19 protein-coding genes and 1 pseudogene are annotated in these 19,397 nt (G+C 69.4%); 8 read left to right on the forward strand and 12 right to left on the reverse strand.

The window, feature by feature from the left end; genetic code table 11:
* The first annotated feature begins 288 nt into the window (after positions 1-288).
* The 3 genes from JTJ31_RS20510 (at position 289) to JTJ31_RS20520 (ending at position 2,646) form a co-directional block, all read left to right on the forward strand.
* Positions 289-507, forward strand: a complete 219-nt coding sequence (locus JTJ31_RS20510; protein ID WP_207540611.1) for a con-10 family general stress protein — start codon at positions 289-291, stop codon at positions 505-507.
* Positions 508-571: 64 nt separating this feature from the next.
* Entirely contained in the window at positions 572-1,567 is a 996-nt protein-coding gene (locus JTJ31_RS20515; protein ID WP_207540612.1) for an LLM class flavin-dependent oxidoreductase, read from the forward strand.
* Between the two features lie 53 nt (positions 1,568-1,620).
* Positions 1,621-2,646: a YeiH family protein gene (locus JTJ31_RS20520; RefSeq protein WP_207540613.1), complete on the forward strand. Its 1,026-nt coding sequence runs from the start codon at positions 1,621-1,623 to the stop codon at positions 2,644-2,646.
* Here the strand turns inward: JTJ31_RS20520 and JTJ31_RS20525 are convergent.
* The gene (locus JTJ31_RS20525) at positions 2,643-3,446 is read right to left on the reverse strand and encodes a DUF169 domain-containing protein (protein ID WP_207540614.1); all 804 of its coding nucleotides are present in this window, start codon (positions 3,444-3,446) and stop codon (positions 2,643-2,645) included. The genes JTJ31_RS20520 and JTJ31_RS20525 overlap by 4 nt on opposite strands.
* A 53-nt stretch (positions 3,447-3,499) precedes the next feature.
* Between JTJ31_RS20525 and JTJ31_RS20530 the strand changes: the two genes are divergently transcribed.
* A complete protein-coding gene (locus tag JTJ31_RS20530) occupies positions 3,500-4,717 on the forward strand; it encodes a glycosyltransferase family 4 protein (RefSeq protein ID WP_207540615.1) in 1,218 nt (405 codons plus the stop codon).
* Between the two features lie 557 nt (positions 4,718-5,274).
* Positions 5,275-6,093: a pullulanase X25 domain-containing protein gene (locus tag JTJ31_RS20535; protein WP_207540616.1), complete on the forward strand. Its 819-nt coding sequence runs from the start codon at positions 5,275-5,277 to the stop codon at positions 6,091-6,093.
* Positions 6,094-6,286: 193 nt separating this feature from the next.
* Here JTJ31_RS20535 and JTJ31_RS20540 read toward each other — a convergent pair.
* The 3 genes and pseudogenes from JTJ31_RS20540 to pdxY all read right to left on the reverse strand — a co-directional run bounded on the left by JTJ31_RS20540 (position 6,287) and on the right by pdxY (position 9,296).
* Positions 6,287-7,060 (reverse strand): annotated as a pseudogene (locus JTJ31_RS20540) (IS5 family transposase).
* A 63-nt stretch (positions 7,061-7,123) separates the two neighbouring features.
* A complete protein-coding gene (locus tag JTJ31_RS20545; RefSeq protein ID WP_207540617.1) occupies positions 7,124-8,443 on the reverse strand; it encodes an APC family permease in 1,320 nt (439 codons plus the stop codon).
* A 7-nt stretch (positions 8,444-8,450) separates the two neighbouring features.
* Complete coding sequence (gene pdxY, locus JTJ31_RS20550; RefSeq protein WP_207540618.1) at positions 8,451-9,296, reverse strand: pyridoxal kinase PdxY; 846 nt, start codon at positions 9,294-9,296, stop codon at positions 8,451-8,453.
* A gap of 55 nt (positions 9,297-9,351) precedes the next feature.
* Between pdxY and JTJ31_RS20555 the strand changes: the two genes are divergently transcribed.
* Positions 9,352-9,840: a hypothetical protein gene (locus JTJ31_RS20555; RefSeq protein ID WP_207540619.1), complete on the forward strand. Its 489-nt coding sequence runs from the start codon at positions 9,352-9,354 to the stop codon at positions 9,838-9,840.
* Between the two features lie 6 nt (positions 9,841-9,846).
* Here JTJ31_RS20555 and JTJ31_RS20560 read toward each other — a convergent pair whose 3' ends face one another.
* From JTJ31_RS20560 to JTJ31_RS20575, 4 genes are all read right to left on the reverse strand, one after another.
* Positions 9,847-10,977: a CaiB/BaiF CoA transferase family protein gene (locus tag JTJ31_RS20560; protein WP_207540620.1), complete on the reverse strand. Its 1,131-nt coding sequence runs from the start codon at positions 10,975-10,977 to the stop codon at positions 9,847-9,849.
* A gap of 10 nt (positions 10,978-10,987) precedes the next feature.
* On the reverse strand, positions 10,988-12,157 hold the full coding sequence (locus JTJ31_RS20565; protein ID WP_207540621.1) for an acyl-CoA dehydrogenase family protein: 1,170 nt from the start codon (positions 12,155-12,157) through the stop codon (positions 10,988-10,990).
* A gap of 86 nt (positions 12,158-12,243) precedes the next feature.
* On the reverse strand, positions 12,244-13,188 hold the full coding sequence (locus JTJ31_RS20570) for a LysR family transcriptional regulator (protein WP_207540622.1): 945 nt from the start codon (positions 13,186-13,188) through the stop codon (positions 12,244-12,246).
* 61 nt (positions 13,189-13,249) lie between these two features.
* A complete protein-coding gene (locus JTJ31_RS20575; RefSeq protein ID WP_207540623.1) occupies positions 13,250-14,173 on the reverse strand; it encodes a LysR family transcriptional regulator in 924 nt (307 codons plus the stop codon).
* Positions 14,174-14,319: 146 nt separating this feature from the next.
* Between JTJ31_RS20575 and JTJ31_RS20580 the strand changes: the two genes are divergently transcribed.
* Positions 14,320-15,483, forward strand: a complete 1,164-nt coding sequence (locus JTJ31_RS20580; protein WP_207540624.1) for a mandelate racemase/muconate lactonizing enzyme family protein — start codon at positions 14,320-14,322, stop codon at positions 15,481-15,483.
* A 98-nt stretch (positions 15,484-15,581) separates the two neighbouring features.
* Positions 15,582-16,373, forward strand: coding sequence for an alpha/beta fold hydrolase (locus JTJ31_RS20585; RefSeq protein WP_207540625.1), 792 nt, complete (start codon positions 15,582-15,584; stop codon positions 16,371-16,373).
* Positions 16,374-16,390: 17 nt separating this feature from the next.
* Here the strand turns inward: JTJ31_RS20585 and JTJ31_RS20590 are convergent, their stop codons facing one another.
* From JTJ31_RS20590 to JTJ31_RS20605, 4 genes are read right to left on the reverse strand one after another with little or no spacing between them, the layout of a single operon-like run.
* On the reverse strand, positions 16,391-17,362 hold the full coding sequence (locus JTJ31_RS20590; RefSeq protein WP_207540626.1) for a Bug family tripartite tricarboxylate transporter substrate binding protein: 972 nt from the start codon (positions 17,360-17,362) through the stop codon (positions 16,391-16,393).
* A 14-nt stretch (positions 17,363-17,376) separates the two neighbouring features.
* Positions 17,377-18,342: a Bug family tripartite tricarboxylate transporter substrate binding protein gene (locus JTJ31_RS20595; protein WP_207540627.1), complete on the reverse strand. Its 966-nt coding sequence runs from the start codon at positions 18,340-18,342 to the stop codon at positions 17,377-17,379.
* Positions 18,339-18,833, reverse strand: a complete 495-nt coding sequence (locus tag JTJ31_RS20600) for a GlcG/HbpS family heme-binding protein (RefSeq protein ID WP_207540628.1) — start codon at positions 18,831-18,833, stop codon at positions 18,339-18,341. The genes JTJ31_RS20595 and JTJ31_RS20600 overlap by 4 nt, the downstream gene beginning before the upstream one ends.
* Positions 18,834-18,873: 40 nt before the next feature.
* The gene (locus JTJ31_RS20605; protein WP_207540629.1) at positions 18,874-19,335 is read right to left on the reverse strand and encodes an Hsp20 family protein; all 462 of its coding nucleotides are present in this window, start codon (positions 19,333-19,335) and stop codon (positions 18,874-18,876) included.
* Positions 19,336-19,397: the final 62 nt, after the last annotated feature.

A 19,397-nucleotide genomic window follows, 5' to 3' on the forward strand; every position in this document is an offset into this window, starting at 1 on the left:
ACCCGCAGATCCTCCGACAAGGTCTTCGCCATGCCTTCTGCCTCCGCTCAGCAGAAAGGGTGAATCAGATCACCCCCGCGTCGGGGAAGCGCTTTCGCGAATCAGCTCGAACAGAATTTGCTCTAGCCGCGGCGCGGAAGCCAAGCCCTCCGTGCGTTGGCTCCAAGGCCAAAATGACGAAGTCGTCACTGTGGCTTGGGAAGGCGAACCACCGACGCGCCGGGTCCGTTCCTGTCGGGCTCCATGACGCCACGGCACGTGGAGCCGCACAGGGAAGGAGGACACTGAATGGCAGGCAACAACCAGCAAGGTGGCAAGCAGGGGGGCAATTTCGCCCAGGACCGCGAGAAAGCGTCAGAGGCCGGAAAGAAAGGCGGCCAGATGTCGCAGGGCGGCGGGAGCCGCAGCCAGCAGGGCAGCAGCAATCCCGGCAACTTCGCCAATGACCGCGAGAAGGCCTCCGAGGCCGGGCGCAAGGGCGGCCAGAATTCGCATGGCGGCCGCTGACGCCTGACGCCGGGCCGGCCGGGTCTGGCCCGGCGCGGGGAAGCACGGATAGTCTCGCGCTTCCATGCTTCCCCGCCTTTCCATCCTCGACCAATCCACCGTTGTCTCGGGCCGCTCCCCTGGCGATGCGATCCAGGAGACGCTGGCCCTCGCGCAGCTCGCTGACCGGCTGGGCTATGCGCGCTACTGGCTCGCCGAGCACCACAACAGCGCCAGCCATGCCGGCTCCGCGCCCGAGATCCTGATCGCCGCCATCGCCGCCACCACGAAGCGCATCCGCATCGGCTCCGCCGGTGTGATGCTGCCGCATTACGCTGCGCTGAAGGTCGCCGAGCAGTTTCGTGCTCTCGAAGCGATTGCGCCTGGGCGCATCGACCTCGGCGTGGGGCGTGCGCCGGGCAGCGACGGACGCACGGCCTATGCGCTCAACCCCAACGCTGCACAGGCTGCGGATGCGTTCCCCGCCCAGGTGCGCGACCTGCTGGGTTGGCTGGGCGACGGCCTGCCCGAAGGCCACCCGTTCCGCGAGGTGCGTGCCAGCCCCGCCATCGCGACGCGGCCGGAGGTCTGGGTGCTTGGCTCCAGCGATTACGGCGCGCAGCTCGCGGCGTATTTCGGCCTCCCTTACTGCTTCGCGCATTTCATCACCGACGGGCGCGGCGCGGCGGAGGCGCTGCATTTCTACCGCGAGGGCTTCCGCGGCGACCGCCCGCGTGCCGGCGTCGCCGTCTATGCGCTGGCAGCCGAAACGGAGGAGGAGGCGCAGCGCCTCTTCCTCCCGCGCGGCCTGTGGCGCCTCCATCGCGACCGCGGCCACTTCCCTCCCCTGCCGACGCTGGAGGAGGCGGAGGCGCATCCCTGGACGCAGGCCGAGCGGGACAGGGTGGAGGCGATGCGCGCCCGCGCCCTGATCGGCACGGCGGACCAAGTGCGCGACCGCATCGCCGCCCTGGCCGCCGAGATGGGCGTGCAGGAAGTGGCGGTGCTGACCCCCTGCCACGATGCGGAGGCGCGGCGGCGTTCCGTTACCCTGCTGGCCGGGGCCTTCGGATTGGCTTGACGCTCCCTGCCCACGGGTGGACCGTGCACGGCGAAACGTCCAGAATCCGGTTCATGGCTCTTCCCGTCAGCGCCCCGGCGGCGCCGTCCTCTTCCTTGTCGCGCCTTCGGGAAATCGCGCCAGGGCTCCTTCTCTGCCTCGTCATCGCGGCCCTGTGCATCATGATCCGCAATGCCACGGGCATCGCGGCGCTGAACCCTGTCGTGCTGGCGCTCGCCGCCGGCATCGCGATCGGCGCCACGGTGGGGCGGCCGGCCGCGCTGAAGCCCGGCATCGCCTACGCGGTGAAGCCGCTGCTGCGCGCCGCCATCGTCCTCCTGGGATTGCAGGTGACGCTGGGGGAACTGGTCGCGCTCGGCCCGGGGGCGCTGGCCCTGGCGGTGGCGGTGGTGGCGCTCACCCTGCCCTTCACCATCTGGCTCGGCCGCGTGCTGGGGGTGGAGCCGGCGCTGTCGCAACTCATCGGCACCGGCACGGCGATCTGCGGCGCCTCGGCCATCGTCGCCGCCAACCAGGTGGCGCGCGGCAAGGACGAGGACGTGACCTATGCCCTCGCCGTCATCACCCTCTGCGGCACGGCCTCCCTGATCCTGTTTCCGCTCCTGGGCGATCTGATGGGCATGTCCGAGCGCGCCTACGGCCTCTGGGCCGGCGCCGCCATCCATGAGGTGGTGCAGGCGGTGGGCGCGGCGGCGGCGGGCGGGCCGGAAGCCTCGCAATCCGGCACGGTGATGAAGCTGGCGCGCGTTTTCCTGCTGGCCCCGGCCGTGGTGGCGCTGGGCTGGTGGGTGGCGCGCGGCGGTACCGAGGCGGGCGCGGCCAAGGCCCCGGTGCCCTGGTTCGCCTTCGGCTTCCTGGGACTGGTCGTGCTTGGCTCCACCGGCCTCGTGCCCAGGGCGGCGGTGGACGCGTCGCGTTTCCTCGTACCGCTGATGCTCGCCGCCTCCGTGGCGGCGCTCGGCATCTCCACCGACCTCAAGGCGCTGAAGAAGCGCGGAGCGCGCCCGCTGCTGCTGGGCGTCGCCTCCACAGTGTTCATCGCCGTGCTGGCGCTCGTGGGCGTGGCGCTCGTCGGCTAGCTCTTCCCGGCATAGGAGCGGCCCATCCCCTCGGCCGGGTCGGCCTGGGGGCCATAGGGCATGATGGGATAGCGCAGCCCCGCCTTGGACAGGCCCATCAGCCCCTCGACGGCGGCGCGGAGGTCGGCGGGCGGGCAGGCCATCAGCATCTCGTCATCTGCGACACCGCCATAGCGCCGCTCGGCATAGCAGGGGATGGAGAGGCAGGCTGTGCGGTCGCGCAGCGCGCGGCCCCAGGAATCGGCGCAGGCACTCTCCCCGGTCACGGAGAAGTCGAAGCGCCGGTAGTTGCGCCATTGCAGCCCGTTGATGAAGAGGATCATCTGCGCCGGGTTCGCGTAGAACAGGCAGATATCGGGTGGATCGAGCCGCCCCGATCGCAGGGGCGAGACGACGAGGCCGTGATGCACCGGGGCAGCGCGCGGCATCTGCGCCTGGTGCGCCGCCGCCGCCTCGCGGTTCTCGAACCACACCCCCTCCATCTTGCGGCCGGAAAGGTAGAGTTCCGAGGGCTCGTTCAGCCCGATCACCCCGCCGCAATTGCTGAATTCGGGCACGTTGTCGTGGGTGATGCCGAGGGTGAATCCGGCGATACGTGCCTGGGTGACCAGCTGGCAGGTGGAATAGCGGCGCCCCGGGTTGGGCCGGCGCAACCCCGGCACCGCCTCGAACTCCGCCGCATCCGTGAACAGCTTCATGCCGATGGGCAGCGTGCGAAGCTTCAGCAGCTCGGAAAGCTGCGCGGCGAGCTGCGTCAGCTCGGCCGCCCCGGGGCCCGGCGGGGCTGGGCTGGTGTCCATGGTGTCCTCCCTCGTTCTGCCGCCGATGCTAGGGCGGCGGGGCAGGATGCGCTATGCGCCTGGGGCCGATGCACCTCCTCCTCGACATCTCGCTGACCGTCGCCAAGCCCTGGTTGCTCGCGCCCTCGGGAATCGACCGGGTCGAGTTCGCCCATGCGCGCCACTGGTCGCGCCTGCCGTCGCGCGACATCACCTTCGTGATGCGCACCGCCTGGGACCGGCTCGCTGCCCTGCCGGACGGGCTGGCGCGGGAGATCCTGGCCGACGCCGCCGCGCGCATCGCGCCGGGGCTGGACCACCGGGGCATGTCGCTGCGCGCCCGTCCGGCCCTGGCGATGACGCGGCAATTCCTCGGCGACGGGGTGGCGCGACTGCGCGCCCGCCTCTCCGAGCGTCGGGATGCCGTGCTGCTTTCCGTCTCCTGCGCCACGCTGCACAAGCACGCCGCGCTGGCGGCCGTGAAGCGGCGCGGGGCGCGCATCGCGGCGCTGGTCCACGACGTCATCCCCCTCACCCACCCGCATTGCTTCCCGCAGGGCGAGGCGGAGCGCCATGCGCGCCGCATGGAGGGCGTGTCGCGCTTCGCCGATGCCGCCATCGCCGTCTCCGCCGCGACGCGCGACGAGATGCAGGGCTGGTTCACGGCGCGCGGCCTCCCCCTCCCGCCTGTGGAGGTAGCGCATCTCGGCCTCGACCTTCCTCCACCCGATCCGGTGCCGGGCGGAGGGGAGCGGCCCTATTTCGTCATGCTTGGCTCGCTGGAGCCGCGGAAGAATCACTGGCTGATGCTGGAGGCATGGCGGGAGATGGCAGGCCAGGCCGATGCGCCGCGCCTCGTCATCATCGGCCGCCGCCCGGCCGAGCCGCATCTGGGCACCATCCTGCTGGATCGCGGCGATTTCGGCGGCCTCGTCGAGTATCGCGGGCGTCTCCCGGATCGCGAGGCGGCGCGGCTCCTGCGCGGGGCGCGGGCCCTGCTCTTCCCCTCTCTCACCGAGGGCTTCGGCATCCCGGTGGCCGAGGCGTTGGCGCTCGGTGTCCCCGTCCTCGCTTCCGACATCCCTGCCTTCCGCGAGGTGGGGGGCGACACGCCCGAGTTCCTCCATCCGCTGGACGGGCCGGGCTGGCGCGAGGCGGTGCTGGATTACGCCAGGCCGGCCAGCGCCCGCCGCGCGGCGCAATTGGCGCGCATGGCCGGATGGCGCGCGCCGTCCTGGGGTGGGCATTTCGCCGTGGTGGAGCGGGTCTTGGAAGGGCTGGCGCGGGGCTAAGGCCCGTTTGCACCTGAGCCAATCAAGCGCGGCGGCGAGGTAGAGCACCCCGAGGTAGGCGCAGGCAGTTTTCTCGTACCGGGTGGCGGCCGCATGCCATTCCTTCAGCCGCGCCCACAGGGTCTCCACGAGTGGGCGTCTGGCGTGGGCCTAGCCCAGATGGGAGATGGGTGCCTCGTTGCGCTTAGCTGGCACGGTGGGACGTGCACCGAGATCCCAGACGTGCTGGCGAAAGGCGGGGCCGCTCTAGCCGCAATTAGCAGCGCCTCAGAGAGGCATGTCAGGCAGGCGCGCGAGCAGCGGCACGGCGTGGGGTGATCCTGACTCCGAAAACTGATCCAGGCGGGGTGCAAATTCGTTGGGCACGCTGAACCCCTGCGAGGGGAAAGGTGCTATGAAGCAGAAACGATATACGGATGAGCAAATCGCCTTTGCCCCGCGGCGGGCGTGGCCACTATGGCGTTTTGCATCAGTTTTGAGAGGCCTCCGCTTATTCTCGCTTGCTAAGGAAGCCGTTTGCAGGAAGCCTGAGCGTTGCTCGACCGGAGGAGACGGGGATGAGTATCGCAAGAGGACCTGCACTTACCTTCCTGCTTGCTATCGGGCTACTCTCGCCACCGGCTGTCACGCGTGCTCTGTCCGAACCGGTTAGTGTCGGCTTAGCCGGCAGTTTCCAAAGCGAGCTTGGTTGTGCTGGCGACTTCAATCTGAGTTGCCCGCAGACTCAGCTCGTCTTTGACGCGATTGATAAAGCATGGCAACGGACACTTACCATCCCTGCCGGCAATTACAGCTATGTCGTGGGGCTGAACGGCAGCTTTACCGAAAGCTATGGGTTGAACACGCAACCAGGGGTAAACATCCCGCTTGGCCTTTCCGATACGCAGGCAGTAAAATTCTATTACAGCGATGAAACGAATTGGATTACCGACAGCATCAACTCTCGCATTGTTGTCCTCGCTGGCAGTTTCCAAAGCGAACTTGGCTGTACTGGTGATTTCGATCCGAGCTGCCTGCGAACTTGGCTGCAAGATCCCGATGGGAATGGCATTTACACACTCACAGTCGATGCACTCCCAGCAGGCGCTTACTCGTTCGTTGTCGCGGTAGGCGAGAGCTTCAACGAAGTGTATGGCCCTAATGGCGCGCCGTTCGGCGGGAACATCAACTTCACCGTGACTAACGATAGCCTGCCCCTCACATTTGAGTTCACAAGTGCCACGAATGTTATCCGGCTTATACCGAACTCCACTCCTGAAACACCGGTTCCAGAGCCTGCGTCGGCTACTCTGCTCACTGCTGGGCTTCTCGGGATCTTCGGCATCCGCTTGAGCCGAAAGCGACGGCATCGTCGCCCCATTGGAGGTCTGATTTAACGTTCGTTTGCTTTGTTGCCGCTGCTGACGCCTACTCGCCTCCTAACGCGCGCCGAGGCGATGTCCTCGCCGTCGCCCATGCCGCGCTTGCTCGGATATAGCCGTTGGCCGCGGCCCATCTGCCTTCCTCCGGCGGCCACGAGATCGTCGGATTCGATGTGTCGGCGGAGAGGGTACGGCTCGCCAGGGCCCGCTAGCGCTTAAGCCAGTCGAACGTGGCAGCGAGGCAGAGGACGCCGAGAAAGGATCGCGCGGTTTTCTCGTAGCGGGTGGCAACCGCGCGCCACTCCTTCAGCCGGGCCCAGAGGTTCTCCACGAGGCGCCGACTGGCGCAGGCCCAATTCGAGCAGGCGACGGGCGCTTCATTTTGCTTGCTCGGCACGGCAGGCCGGGCGCCGAGATTCCAGATGTGCTCGCGGAAGGAATGGCTGCTGTATCCGCGATCAGCCACCACCCAAAGCGGCACATTGGGCAGTCGCGCGAGCCGCGGCACGGCGCGGGGCAATTCGTGAGCCTGTCCGGGTGCGAGCGCAAAGGCCACCGCCCGGCCTGTGCCATCGGCGATCACGCACGTTTTCGCGCCGAAACCACCGCGCGAGCGGCCGAGCGCTCGCGGCACCGCGCGCCGTGCCCTTCTCCAGGCTTTTTTTCCTGACCCACCTGCGGCTTACTGGTGAGCGCGAATGGCGGCGCCATCGAGAAAGGTCATACCGAGAGCAATGCTGCGCTCTTGCGCCAGCCGCAGCAGCCACTCCCACACATCGAGCCGCGACCAGCGGATGAAGGGCTGGGCGGCCATCCACCACGGACCCAGCTCGGCGGGTATGGCGCGCCACTTGGCACCGTTCTCGTGCCGCCAAAGGATCGCTGAAATCGTCCAGCGCAGATGACGCGGCGGTACCTTGGCGTGCGGCCGGCAGGCTTCGATCAGCGGCTCCAGCACCGTCCGTCGTTCGTCGGTCAGCATGGCTTACCTCCGCAAAGCAAGCCCAACGCCGCCAACACCTTCGAGTTCAGGCGCTAACGGGTCTTAGTCTTGCACCAGCGGCACGCCGCGCGGCCGCACGACCAGGAACAGCGCCACGATGGCGACCAGCACCACCCCGGCGATGGCAGGGGCGCGCCAGTCGCCCGTCGCCACGCGGTTCAGTAGCAGGGCGAGGCAGACCAGAGCCCCCAGGGCGGGAACGAAGGCCGGCACCTCGAACCCGCCCGGCTTCTCGCCCGGCCGCCGCTGCAGCACCAGCAGCGCCACGTTCACGCAGGCGAAGACCGCCAGAAGCAGCAGAACCGTCGCGGATGCCAGCTGTGAGATATTGCCCGCCAGCATCAGCGCCACCACCAACAGGAACAGCACGCCCACCGCGACATGTGGGGTGTGGGTGCGCGGATGGACCCGCCCCAGCGCCGCCGGCAGCAACCCCTGCCGCGCCATGCCATAGGTGAGGCGCGAGGCGGTGACGTAGTTCAGCAGCGCTGTGTTGGCGACGGCGAAGACCGTGATGAAGACGAAGGCCCAATTCGGCATCCAGGGCGCGGCGCGGGCCATCACCTCGGCCAGCGGGCCGGGGGCCACGGCCAGTTCCCGCCACGGCACGACGGAAACGGCCACGGCAGCCACCAGCATGTAGAGCACGGCCGCGACCACCATCGCCGAGACGATGCCGACCGGGATGGTGCTGCGTGGTTCGTGGCACTCCTCGGCGACGTTCAGCGTGTCCTCGAAGCCGATGAAGGCGAAGAAGGTGAGGATGGCGCCTTGCAGGATCAGCGTCGCCTCGATGGTGCCGGTCGGCGTTTCCAGCAAATTCGCCCCGCCGAGCCAGGGCAGCCCGACCGCGATGACCAGCACCAGCCCCGTCGCCTCCACCGTGGTGCAGAGCATGTTCATCCACATGCTCTCGCGGATGCCGCGCAGCACCACGCCAGCGATGAAGACCAGGAAACCGAGGGACAGCAGCACCGGCGGCACACCCGGCATGTCGATGAGGCGCAGCAGATTCTCCGCCACCACCCGCGACTGCGTCGCGACCGAGGTCAGCCCCGAGGCCATGACCGCCAGCCCCACCGTCCAGGTCAGCAGCGGTCGTCCGAAGCCGCGATGCGTGACATAGGCGGCGCCCCCTGCGCGCGGGTAGCGCGAGCCGAGCGAGGCATAGGACAGGCCTGTGAGCAGCGCCGCCACCATCGCCACCAAGAAGCCGAGCCACACGGCGCTGCCCAGCTCGCCGGCGGCGCGGCCGACCAGCCCATAGATGCCCGCGCCCAGCATGCCGCCGAGCGTGTAGGCGAAAAGCTGGATCGGCCCGATGCTGCGGCGCAACGTCGGTTCCTGGACGATCGCGCTCATCGCCGCCTCACGCAGGAAGCGCGGCGAAGGCGCGGGAGGGAAGGACGAACTCCTCCTGCGCTGCCACGGTGAGGATCTCGCGCGAGCCGGCCTCGGCCGTCCGCCGCAGCACGCCGAAGATGGAGGAAGCGGCGGCAGAGAGCGCCGTCCCAGCCTCGCCGGTCTTCAGCCGGTGGAACAGGAACAGCGCCGCCACGGCATCCCCTGCCCCGTTGACGCCCAGTGGCAGGAGCGGCGTCGAAAGCCGCCAGAACCGCCCACCTTCCGCCGCCATCATGCCGATCTCTCCTTCCCCGGAGCCTGCTTCCAGGCTGGTGACGAGGACGCAACGCGGGCCCATGGCCTGCAATGCGGAAATGGCCCGCTTCGTGTCTTCTACCGTGCGCGCCTCGATCCCCGTCAGATATTCCAGTTCGAAGCGGTTCGGGGTGGCGATATCGGCCTCCGGCAAGGCACGGTCCCGGAAGAATTCCGGAATGCCGGGGCGTACGAAGACGCCGCGCCCCACGTCGCCGATCACCGGGTCGCAGCACCACAGCGCCTGCGGGTTCGCCCGCTTCACCCGCGCGACCGCCTCCAGGATCGCCTCGCCGATCGCGGCGTCGCCCATGTAGCCGGACAGCACGGCATCGCAGCTTGGCAGGACGCCGCGCTCCTCGATGCCCTGCACGCAGTCGCCGATCAGCCCCGCGCCGAAGACCTGGCCGCGCCACGCGCCATAGCCGGTGTGGTTGCTGAACTGGACGGTGTTGATTCCCCAGACCTCGGCGCCAAGCCGTTGCAGGGGAAAGATCGCCGAGGCGTTGCCCACATGCCCGTAGGCGACCCAGGACTGGATGGAGAGGATGTTCATTGTCCTCCATGGTAAAGCCGCGCCGCGCGGCCCGGCTAGGCGTTAGAATGGCACTATGAAGCCCGCCCGCCTCGCCCCGCTCCTGCTCCTCGCCGCCTGCGCCGTGGACCCTACGGTGGGCACGGTGTACGACGCGCCGCTCCCGCCCGCCGCGCATGAATGGGACCACGGCCCACCCTGGCCCGAGGATGCGGCGCCCTGGGCACCGCCTCCAGCGAATCTGGCCGAGATCCCGCCCGCCTATGGCTGGGGCGGCGCGGGGGCGTATCCGTATTCGTATCCCTACCCCTACGCCTACCCGGGGGTGGCGGCGCCCTCCGTGACGATCGGGCTCGGCTATGGCTGGTGGTGGGGCTACCGGCCCTGGCCGCGCTACTATGGCTGGGGCGCGCCGGCCTGGCGGTCATGGGGCGGCTACGGCTACCGGCCCGGCTGGGGCTACCGCGCCGCGCCGCCCGCCTATCGGGGCTGGGGCGGGCATGGATGGGGCGGACGCGGCTGGGGCGGCGGCTATCACGGCGGCGGCGGCTTCCGCCGCCGCTAGGGGCTGCTAGGCCGCGAACTCGGCGCGGATGGCGGCGTCGTGCTCGCCCAGGCCCGGCACGGGGCCAAGCTCGCGGTCACCATCGCTGAACCGCGCCGCAGGCGCCGCGATCGCCACCGGGCCGACTTCCGTCGCCACCGTCACACGGCGCAGCGCCGGGTGCTTGGACAGCCCGTCCACCCCGTTGACGAAGCCATAGGCGATGTCGGCCGCATTCAGCTTGGCCGCGCATTCCGCCCGCGTCAGCCGCGCGAAGCCGCGCCCGACATGCGCGTCCACCATCGGCCGGTGCGCCACGCGCTCCACGTTGGAGCGGTAGCCCTCGCGCTGCGGCAGGTCCGGCTCCTCCAGGAACACGGCGCAGAGGCGCTGCCACTCGCGCTCGTTCTGGATGGAGATGAGCACCAGCGCGCCATCCGCCGTCTCGAAGGCGCCATAGGGGCAGATGGAGGGATGCGCGAGGCCGATGCGCTCCGGCTGCTTGCCCGTGCCCTCGAAATAGAGGAGCGGCACGTTCATCCAATCCGCCATGCCGTCGAAGAGCGAGCAGGAGATGCCCTTGCCCTTGCCGGTGATGCCGCGCTCGATCAGCGCCTCCAGCACCGCCGCATGGGCCATGGTGCCGCAGGCAATGTCGCAGACGGAGAAGCCGACGCGGCCTGGCCCCTCGGCGCGGCCCGTCACGGAAGCGAGGCCGGACTCCGCCTGCACCAGCAGGTCATAGGCCTTCATCTTCGCGTACTCGCCCTCCTCGCCGTAGCCGGAGATGTCCACGGTGATGAGGCGCGGGTTCCGCTCACGCAGCGCTTCGCTTGCGAAGCCGGCACGGGCCATGGCACCGGGGGCGAAGTTCTGGATGAACACGTCGGCCTTGCCGATGAGCCGCCAGAGCAGCGCCTTGTCCGCCTCGTCCTTCAGGTCGAGCGTCAGGCTCTCCTTGCCGCGGTTCAGCCACACGAAATAGGTGGAGAGCCCGTTGCAGGCGGCGTCGTACTTGCGCGCGAAGTCGCCCTCGGCGCGCTCGATCTTGATGACGCGCGCCCCCGCATCGGCCAGCTTGGCCGAGCAGGTGGGTGCGGCCACCGCCTGCTCCATGGAGATGACGAGGAGTCCGTCCAGCGGCTTGCCCGGCTTCATGCGCTGATCCTCAGTAGGAGCGCGGCATGCCGAGGACATGCTCGCCGAGATAGGACAGGATCAGATTGGTGGAGATGGGCGCCACCTGATACAGCCGCGTCTCGCGGAACTTGCGCTCCACGTCGTATTCCTCGGCGAAGCCGAAGCCGCCATGCGTCTGCACGCAGGCCTCGCCCGCCGCCCAGGACGCCTCGGCGGCCAGCATCTTGCCCATGTTGGCTTCCTCGCCGCAGGGCAGCCCGGCCTCGAACTTCTCCAGCCCCTTGTGGACGATGGCCTCCGCCGCGCGCATCTGCGAGTAGGACTTGGCGATGGGGAATTGCACGCCCTGGTTCTGGCCGATCGGGCGGCCGAACAGCACGCGCTCCTTCGCGTAGTTCACCGCCTTCTCGATGAACCACTTGGCGTCGCCGATGCACTCGCTCGCGATCAGCAGGCGCTCGGCGTTCATGCCGTCCAGGATGTAGCGGAAGCCCTTGCCTTCCTGGCCGACGAGGTTCTCGGCCGGAACCTCCATGTTGTCGAAGAAGACCTCGCAGGAATTGTGGTTCATCATCGTGCGGATGGGCCGGATGGTGAGGCCCTTCCCCAGCACGGTCCGCATGTCCACGATGAAGGTGGACAGGCCCTCGGTCTTCTTCTTCACCTGGTCGCGTGGGGTGGTGCGGGCCAGCAGCAACATCAGGTCGGAATGCTCGGCGCGGCTCGTCCAGATCTTCTGGCCGTTGACGATCCACTTGTCGCCCTCGCGCCGCGCCGTCGTGCGCAGCGCGGTGGTGTCGGTGCCCGAGGTCGGCTCCGTGACACCGAAGGCCTGGAGACGCAGCTCGCCGGACGCGATTCCGGGCAGGTACTTGTCCTTTTGCTCCTTGCTGCCGTGCCGCAGGATCGTGCCCATGATGTACATCTGGGCGTGGCAGGCGGCGCCGTTGCAGCCTTGGGCCTGCACCTCCTCCAGGATGGCGGCGGCGGCGGAAAGGCCGAGCCCGGCCCCGCCATACTCCTCGGGGATCAGTGCGCCGAGGTAGCCGGCCTCAGTCAGGGCCTGGACGAACTCGGTCGGGTAGCCGCGGCGGGCATCCAGCTCACGCCAATACTCGCCGGGGAAGCGAGAGCAGAGCTTGCGCACCTCCTCGCGGATCTCGGCATGGGGGTCGGCGTTCATCAGGGTCTTGTCCATGACGGGTTCCGTTTGTTGGCGTGTCCGGCGGGTCAGCACAGTGCCGCCACGGCCTCCTCCCATAAACTACAATTCGGGCCAAGCACCTATGCCGGGTTTTGATGGCCGGTGAGTAGCTGCCCGTCCCATACGCCTTCGCGCACCATCGCCGCCACCTCCTGCCGCAGCACCTGCTCGAAGCGGCGCACGGCGTTGGAGGCGGGGCGGCCCAAGGGCTGCGCCACCACCAGCTTGCGCGACAGATGCGGGTCGAAGATCGGCGCGGCGCCCAGCACTCCGGCCCGCACCTCCTCATGCACTGAGGCGAGAGGCAGGATTGTGCAGCCCAGCCCCCGCGCGACGAGGCCCTTCAGCACCTGCAGCGCATCCGCCTCCACCGCGATGTTGAGGGACAGGCGGCGGATTCGTGCCTCCCGCTCGATGAGGCGGCGCAGCCCGTGCTGCGGCCCCGGCAAGACCAGCCGCGCCTGCGCCACCTCGGCGAAGGGTACGGCGTGATCCGGAGCGGGCGAGGCGGCGCGCGGGGTGACGAAGCAGAGATTCTCCACCAGCAGCGGCGAGAGCTTCATGCTGGCCTGGGCCTCGGTCCCGTAGACGACGGCGATGTCCACCTCGCCTGCGTGCAGCCATTCGAGGAGGTAGCCGCTGAAAGCCGGGACGGCGCGCAGCGACACCTCCGGATGTTCCAGCAGGAAGCGCTCGATCAGCCGCGTCGCCAGGATGTCGCCGACGGTGGGCGGCATGCCGAAGACCACGCGGCCGCGCACCGCCCCGGCCTCCTGCGTCAGGTCGGCGCGGGTTTCCTCGAGCTGGCGCAGGATACTGCCGGCACGTGCCCGCAACATCTCGCCCGCCGCGGTCAGCGCCATGCCGCGCCCGTGGCGCTCGAAGAGGCGCAGCTTCAGCTCATCCTCCAGCAGGCGGATCTGCCGGCTCAGCGCCGGCTGGGCGATGCGCAACCGGTCCGATGCCTTGCTGAGGCTCCCAAGGTCCGCGACCTGAATGAAGGTGTTGAGCTGCCGCAAGTCCATGGGCGATATAAAATCGGCATTGAAAGCGGGGCAAGCATCGCGAATTGCGAATTCCTTCCCCTTAGCCTCCGTCGCTGGCCTGCTGCGAAGAAGGCTGGCGGGACAGCGTCTCCCAGAAGGCCTCCGCGGTGGCGGATTGCCGCCGCCTTGGCCGGAACAGGCGGATTTCGACCTTGATCGGAGTTCCGCCAGCCTCCACGAGGTGCCCGGCCGCCAGATCGTCGGCGGCCATGCTGCGCGGCAGCCACGCCAGCCCCTGGCCCTGGCGCGCCATGGTCTGCAAGGCAGCCGCGAGCGGCGAGGTGAAGACCGGATCGAAACAAGGCGCCTCACCTGCGCTCCGCCACGCCGCCTCCAGGATGCGGCCGAGGCCGGAGGCCGCGCTGTAGGCCAGGAAGCGCACGGGCGCATCCGGCGAACCCGGCAGGACCCAGCGTGGGGCGCCATTCTCATCCGGCGCCGAGACCGGCAGCAGCACATCCGCACCGACCGCGAGGCTCGTGAAGCGGTCTGGCGTGAGGTCCGGCAGCACGTCCGCGGCGGTATGGCAAAGCAGGAAATCGGCCTCGCCCGCCAGCAGGATCCGCTCGCAGGCCACCATGGTGTCGGACACCAGGTTCAGCGTGCCCAGGCTCTCCAGGGCGGCGAAGGATCGGATCCAGCCGGGGAAGAAGGTGAAGGAGAGCGCGTGGGTCGCCGCGATCGTCAGCGCCGTACCCTCGCGGCCCGCCGCTCTCAGCGCGGCCCGCCGCATCTGCCGGAGGTCGCGCACCAGCCCGGCCGCGCCTTCGTGCAGCGCATCGCCGGCCGCGCTCAGCGTCACTCCCCGGGGTGAGCGCAGGACGAGCGGAGTGCCGACCCAGGCCTCCAGCGCCTGGATGCGGCGGCTGAAGGCAGGCTGCGTCACGTTCCGCGCCTCGGCCGCACGGGAGAAGTTCCGGTGCTCCGCGAGTGCGAGGAAGTCCTCGAGCCAATTCAGCTCCATGGGTGATGCCGGATGTGCATAGAGAAAGTGACTCTCGGCATTGGATGTCCGCCCCGCCCCGACCCTAACAAGTGCGCCAGTCAACCGCCAGCGGCGAGGGTTGAGGGCCGCGCCCCTGCCCTCCCCGCCCAGAGGAGATATGCCGGATGCGCATCGTCGAAATCCGCGAGGTTACGAAGCCGATCGCTTCGCCCATCCGCAACGCCTATATCGACTTCAGCAAGATGACGGCGAGCCTCGTGGCCGTTGTCACCGACGTGATGCGCGACGGGAAGCCCGTCGTCGGCTACGGCTTCAACTCCAACGGTCGCTACGGCCAGGGCGGGCTGATCCGCGAACGCTTCCGCGATCGCATCCTCCAGGCCGATCCGAAGAGCTTGCTGGACGATGCGCGCGACAACATCGACCCAGCCAAGGTCTGGGCTGCGATGATGCAGAACGAGAAGCCGGGCGGGCATGGCGAGCGCTCGGTGGCCGTCGGCACCATCGACATGGCGGTCTGGGATGCGGTGGCGAAGATCGAAGGCAAGCCGCTCTTCCGCCTGCTGGCGGAGCGCCACGGGCGCGAGGCCAATCCCCGCGTCTTCGTCTATGCCGCCGGCGGCTACTACTATCCGGGCAAGGGCAACGACGCGCTGCGGGCCGAGATGCGTGGCTACCTCGACCGCGGCTACAACGTGGTGAAGATGAAGATCGGCGGCGCCTCCATCGCGGAGGATCGCGAGCGGATCGAGGCGGTGCTGGCCGAGATCGGCAGCCAGGCGCAGCTCGCCGTGGACGCCAATGGACGCTTCGACCTCGAGACGGGCATCGCCTACGCCAAGATGCTGCGCGACTACCCGCTCTTCTGGTACGAGGAGGTCGGCGACCCGCTGGACTACGCGCTGCAGGCCGCGCTGTCGGAGTTCTATCCCGGCCCGATGGCGACCGGCGAGAACCTCTTCTCCCACCAGGATGCGCGCAACCTCCTGCGCTATGGCGGCATGCGGCCGGACCGCGACTGGCTGCAATTCGATTGCGCCCTGTCCTACGGGCTGGTCGAGTACTTACGCACGCTGGAGGTGCTGCGCCAGTTCGGCTGGTCGCCATCGCGCTGCATCCCGCATGGCGGGCACCAGATGTCGCTGATGATCGCGGCAGGGCTCGGCCTCGGTGGCAATGAGAGCTACCCGGATCTGTTCCAGCCCTATGGCGGCTTCCCGGACGGCGTGCGCGTCCAGGACGGGCACGTCGTGATGCCCGAGATTCCGGGCATCGGCTTCGAGGGCAAGTCCGACCTGATCACCGTGATGCGCGAACTGGCCGCATAGGCCGGCTTCCCTTCGGGCGGGCATTCGGCAAGATCAGTCCCAAGCTCGCGGCGGCGCCTCGGCGCCGCTTGCGGGCTAAAGGACACGAAGGAACCGCCATGAACCGTCGCACCGTCGTCGCGGGGGGCCTTGCTGCCCCCGCCCTCGCCGCCCTGCCCGCCGCTGCGCAGGGCGGCGGCAAGACCTTCGTGCTGCTGCACGGCGCCTGGCATGGCGGCTGGTGCTGGCGCGACGTGGCCGAGGTGCTGCGCGCCGGCGGCCATCGCGTCTTTACCCCGACCCAGACCGGGCTGGGCGAGCGGAAGCACCTGATGTCGCGCGAAATCACCCTCGACACCTTCGTTGCCGATGTCGTGAACGTGCTGGAAGCCGAGGAGCTGGAGGACGTGATCCTCGTCGGCCATTCCTTTGGCGGACTCGGCATCTCCGGGGCGGCGGACCGGGTGCCCCAGCGCATTCGCCACCTCGTCTATCTCGACAGCCTGATCCTGGAGGGCGGGCAAAGCCCCTTCGGCATCCTCCCCGCCGAGGTCGTGGCGCAGCGCCGCCAGCTTGTGCAGGAGCAGGGCCAGGGCATCTTCATCCCGCCGCCGCCCCCTTCCGCCTTCGGCATTCCCGACGGGCATCCGAACGCGGCTTGGGTGCGCCGCCGCCTGACGCCGCATCCGGTCGGCACCTATGAAAGCCCGCTCAATCTCCGGAACCCGGTCGGGAACGGAAGGCCCGCCACCTACATCATCGCCGCCGAGCCGATCTATGGCCCGCTGGAGGTGACGCGGCGCTGGGTGCGCAACCGCCCCGGCTGGACGGTGCAGGAGATCCGCACCGGCCACGACACCATGGTCACCGCGCCGGAGGAAACGGCACGGATGCTGTCGGCGATCGGCTGACCGCCTCCAGCCTGGTCTCAATCGGCCTGGATGTTGTGGTTCCGCACCACGCCGCCCCAGGTCTCGATCTGGCGCTCGAGGAAGCGGTTCAGCTCCTCGGGCCCACCGAGGACGAGGCGGGCCTGCTGCGCCTCGGTCATGGTGCGGGTGACGCGCTCCTCGCGGAAGCTTTCCGTCAGGGCCTGCTGCATGCGCTGCTTCGCGGCGGAGGGGGTGCCGCGCGGCGCGAAGACGCCCCACCACGCCTCGGCCTCCAGCCCCGGGAAGCCGCTTTCCGCCGCGGTCGGCACGTCGCGTAGCGCCGGCAGGCGCTCCGGCCCGAACTGCACCACGGGGCGCAGGTTCCCGGCGGAGATCTGCGGCGCCACCAGCGCGGCGGAGCCGATCATCATCTCCACATGCCCCGCCACCGTGTCGTTCACGGCGAGGCCGCCGCCGCGATACGGCAGGTGCGCCATGCGGATATTGGCGCGGCTGCCCAGCAGGATCATGGTCAGGTGGCCGATCGTGCCGTTGCCCGTGCTGCCGTAGTTGATCGCATCCGGCCGCGCCCGCGCCGCCGCCACGATGTCGTCCAGGCTGCGATACGGCTTGTCCGGCCGCGTCGCGATCACATAGGGCGCTCCGCCGATCAGCAGCACCGGCTCCAGGTCGCGCGTCAGGTTGAAGGGCAGGTTGGGCAGCAGCGCTGGCAAGGTGGCGTGGCTGTCGAAGGTCAGCAGCCAAGTCTGCCCATCCGGCCGCGCCTGCGCGACGGCATGGGTGCCGAGCGAGCCGGCAGCGCCGGAACGGTTTTCCACCACCACCGGCACGCCCAGGCGCTGCGTCAGCCCCGGCGAGGCGAGGCGCGCCACCGCGTCGGTCGAGCCGCCAGCAGCGAATGGGACGATGATGCGGATCGGGCCGTTCGGCCATTCCTGCGCCCGCGCCACGGCAGGCAGGGCAAGCGCGCCGGCGGCAGCAGCCAGGGTGCGGCGGGTGATGGTCATTTTTTCCTCCCGGTCTAGTCGAGCCTGGCGCCCGTCGCCTGAACGATGGGACGCCATTTCTCCTGCTCGGCGGCGATGAAGCGCGCGCTCTGCTCAGGGTCCAGCCGGCCATAAAGCTCGAAGCCCGCTGCCTCAAGCTCGGCGCGGAACTCGGGGTCGCGCATGGTGGCGTTCACCGCCTCAGCGAGACGGTTCCGCACCGGCTCCGGCGCGCCCTGCGGCAGCATCACCGCCAGCCACACCGCTGCCTCGAACCCCGTGAGGCCCAGCGCCTCCGCCACGGTGGGCACGTCGGGCGCCAGGGGGCTGCGCTGCGCGGAGGCGACGGCGAGCATGCGCGCCCGCCCCTCACGGTGATGCGCGATGGTGGTGGCGACCGTGTCCGAGATGGCGTCGAGATGCCCGCCCAGCAGATCGGCCATGGCGGGGCCGGAGCCGCGATAGGGCACGTGCTCGATGTCCAGCCGCCCCGCCTCGCGCTTGAAATACTCGAAGGACATGTGGAGATAGGAGCCGCTTCCCGGCGAGCCGTAGCGCAGCCGCCCCGGCCTTTCCCGCGCCGCGCGCACCAGTGCCTCCAGCGTCTCCGCGACGGCGGGGCGCGCCGCGATGGCGACGGTGGCGGCGCCGGGGATGGCGACGGCCTGGAAGTCGCGCAGCGGGTCGAATTGCGGCCGTTCCGACAGCAGCGGGTAGAGGCCGAGCGTCGAGGCCGTGCCGAACAGGAAGCTCGACCCGTCGGGGCGGGCGCGAGCGGCTTCCAGCGTGCCGATGGCGCCAGCCGCGCCTGCGCGGTTCTCCACCACCACGGTCTGGCCGAGCTGCTGCGGCAGCTTGGCGGCGAGGCGCCGCGCGAAGACATCGGTGGCCCCGCCCGGCGGGAAGGGCACGATCATCCGCAAGGGCCGGTCGGGCCAGGATTGTGCCAGGGCGGGCAGCGGCAGCGCCGCCGCGCCGAGAAGGAGGGGGCGGCGCCTCACAGCCCGGCCTCCCGCCAGCCGGTGGCCGGCTCCGCCGGGTGGCTCGCGAAGCCGGCGCGGCGGATGCCCTCGATCGCCGCGTACTCGTCGCGGTCCGACGCGTCGCCCGAGACGCCCACCGCCCCGATCGCCTGGCCCGCCTCGTCGAGGATCAGGACGCCGCCCGGCACGGGGATGAAGCGTCCGTCGCTCGCCGCGGCGATGCTTGCCTGGAAGGCCACGCGCTCCTTCAGCCGGTCGCGGATGGTGCGGGAGCCAATGCCCATGCCGAGCGCCCCTTCCGCCTTCCCGCGCGCGATGGCGAAGCGCAGCGTGCCGCAGCCATCCTCACGCGCCGTGACGACAGGCTGCGCGCCGGAATCGAGCACCACGACGGTGAGCGGAAGCAGGTCGGCCTCGCGCCCTGCCTTCAACGTGGCGTCCAGCACGCGCCGTGCGGCGTCCAGCCGCAGGCTCGTCGCCACCGGCGCCAGGAAATAGCCCTGGTCCATTGCTTCCTCCCAATCCTTACTTTGGGAGGAAGGCTAAACCCTATTCGCTCTCGCGCGCCACCGGGCGCAGGCGCTGCGGCGCTTGGGCAGGACGCTGGCCCTGGATAGGAATGGAGCGGACACGCACCTCGGGCATCGGGCGCTTCAGGTCGATGTGCAGCAGGCCATTGTCGAGCACCGCGCCTTCCACCTCGATCCCCTCCGCCAGGACGAAGGCGCGCTGGAACTGCCGGGCCGCGATGCCGCGATGCAGGAAGACGCGCCCTTCGGAGTCGTCGTGCTGCCGGCCGCGGATGACGAGCTGGTTGTCCTCCTGCGTGATCGCCAGCTCCTCCATGGAGAAGCCCGCGACGGCGAGGGTGATGCGTAGCCGCGCGTCGCCGGTCTGCTCGATATTGTAGGGCGGGTAGCCCTCTGCGTTCTTGCCCACCCGGTCGAGCATCTGTTCCAGATGGTCGAAGCCCAGGAACAGGGGCGATCCGAAAAGCGACGAGCGGGACATGGGAGCCTCCAGCGCATGGGCGGGCTTGCGGGATGGCCCCTGCCTGGAGGCAGCCTCCCCGC

This window comes from Sabulicella rubraurantiaca (assembly GCF_017355885.1).
Classification (GTDB): Bacteria; Pseudomonadota; Alphaproteobacteria; order Acetobacterales; family Acetobacteraceae; genus Roseococcus; species Roseococcus rubraurantiacus.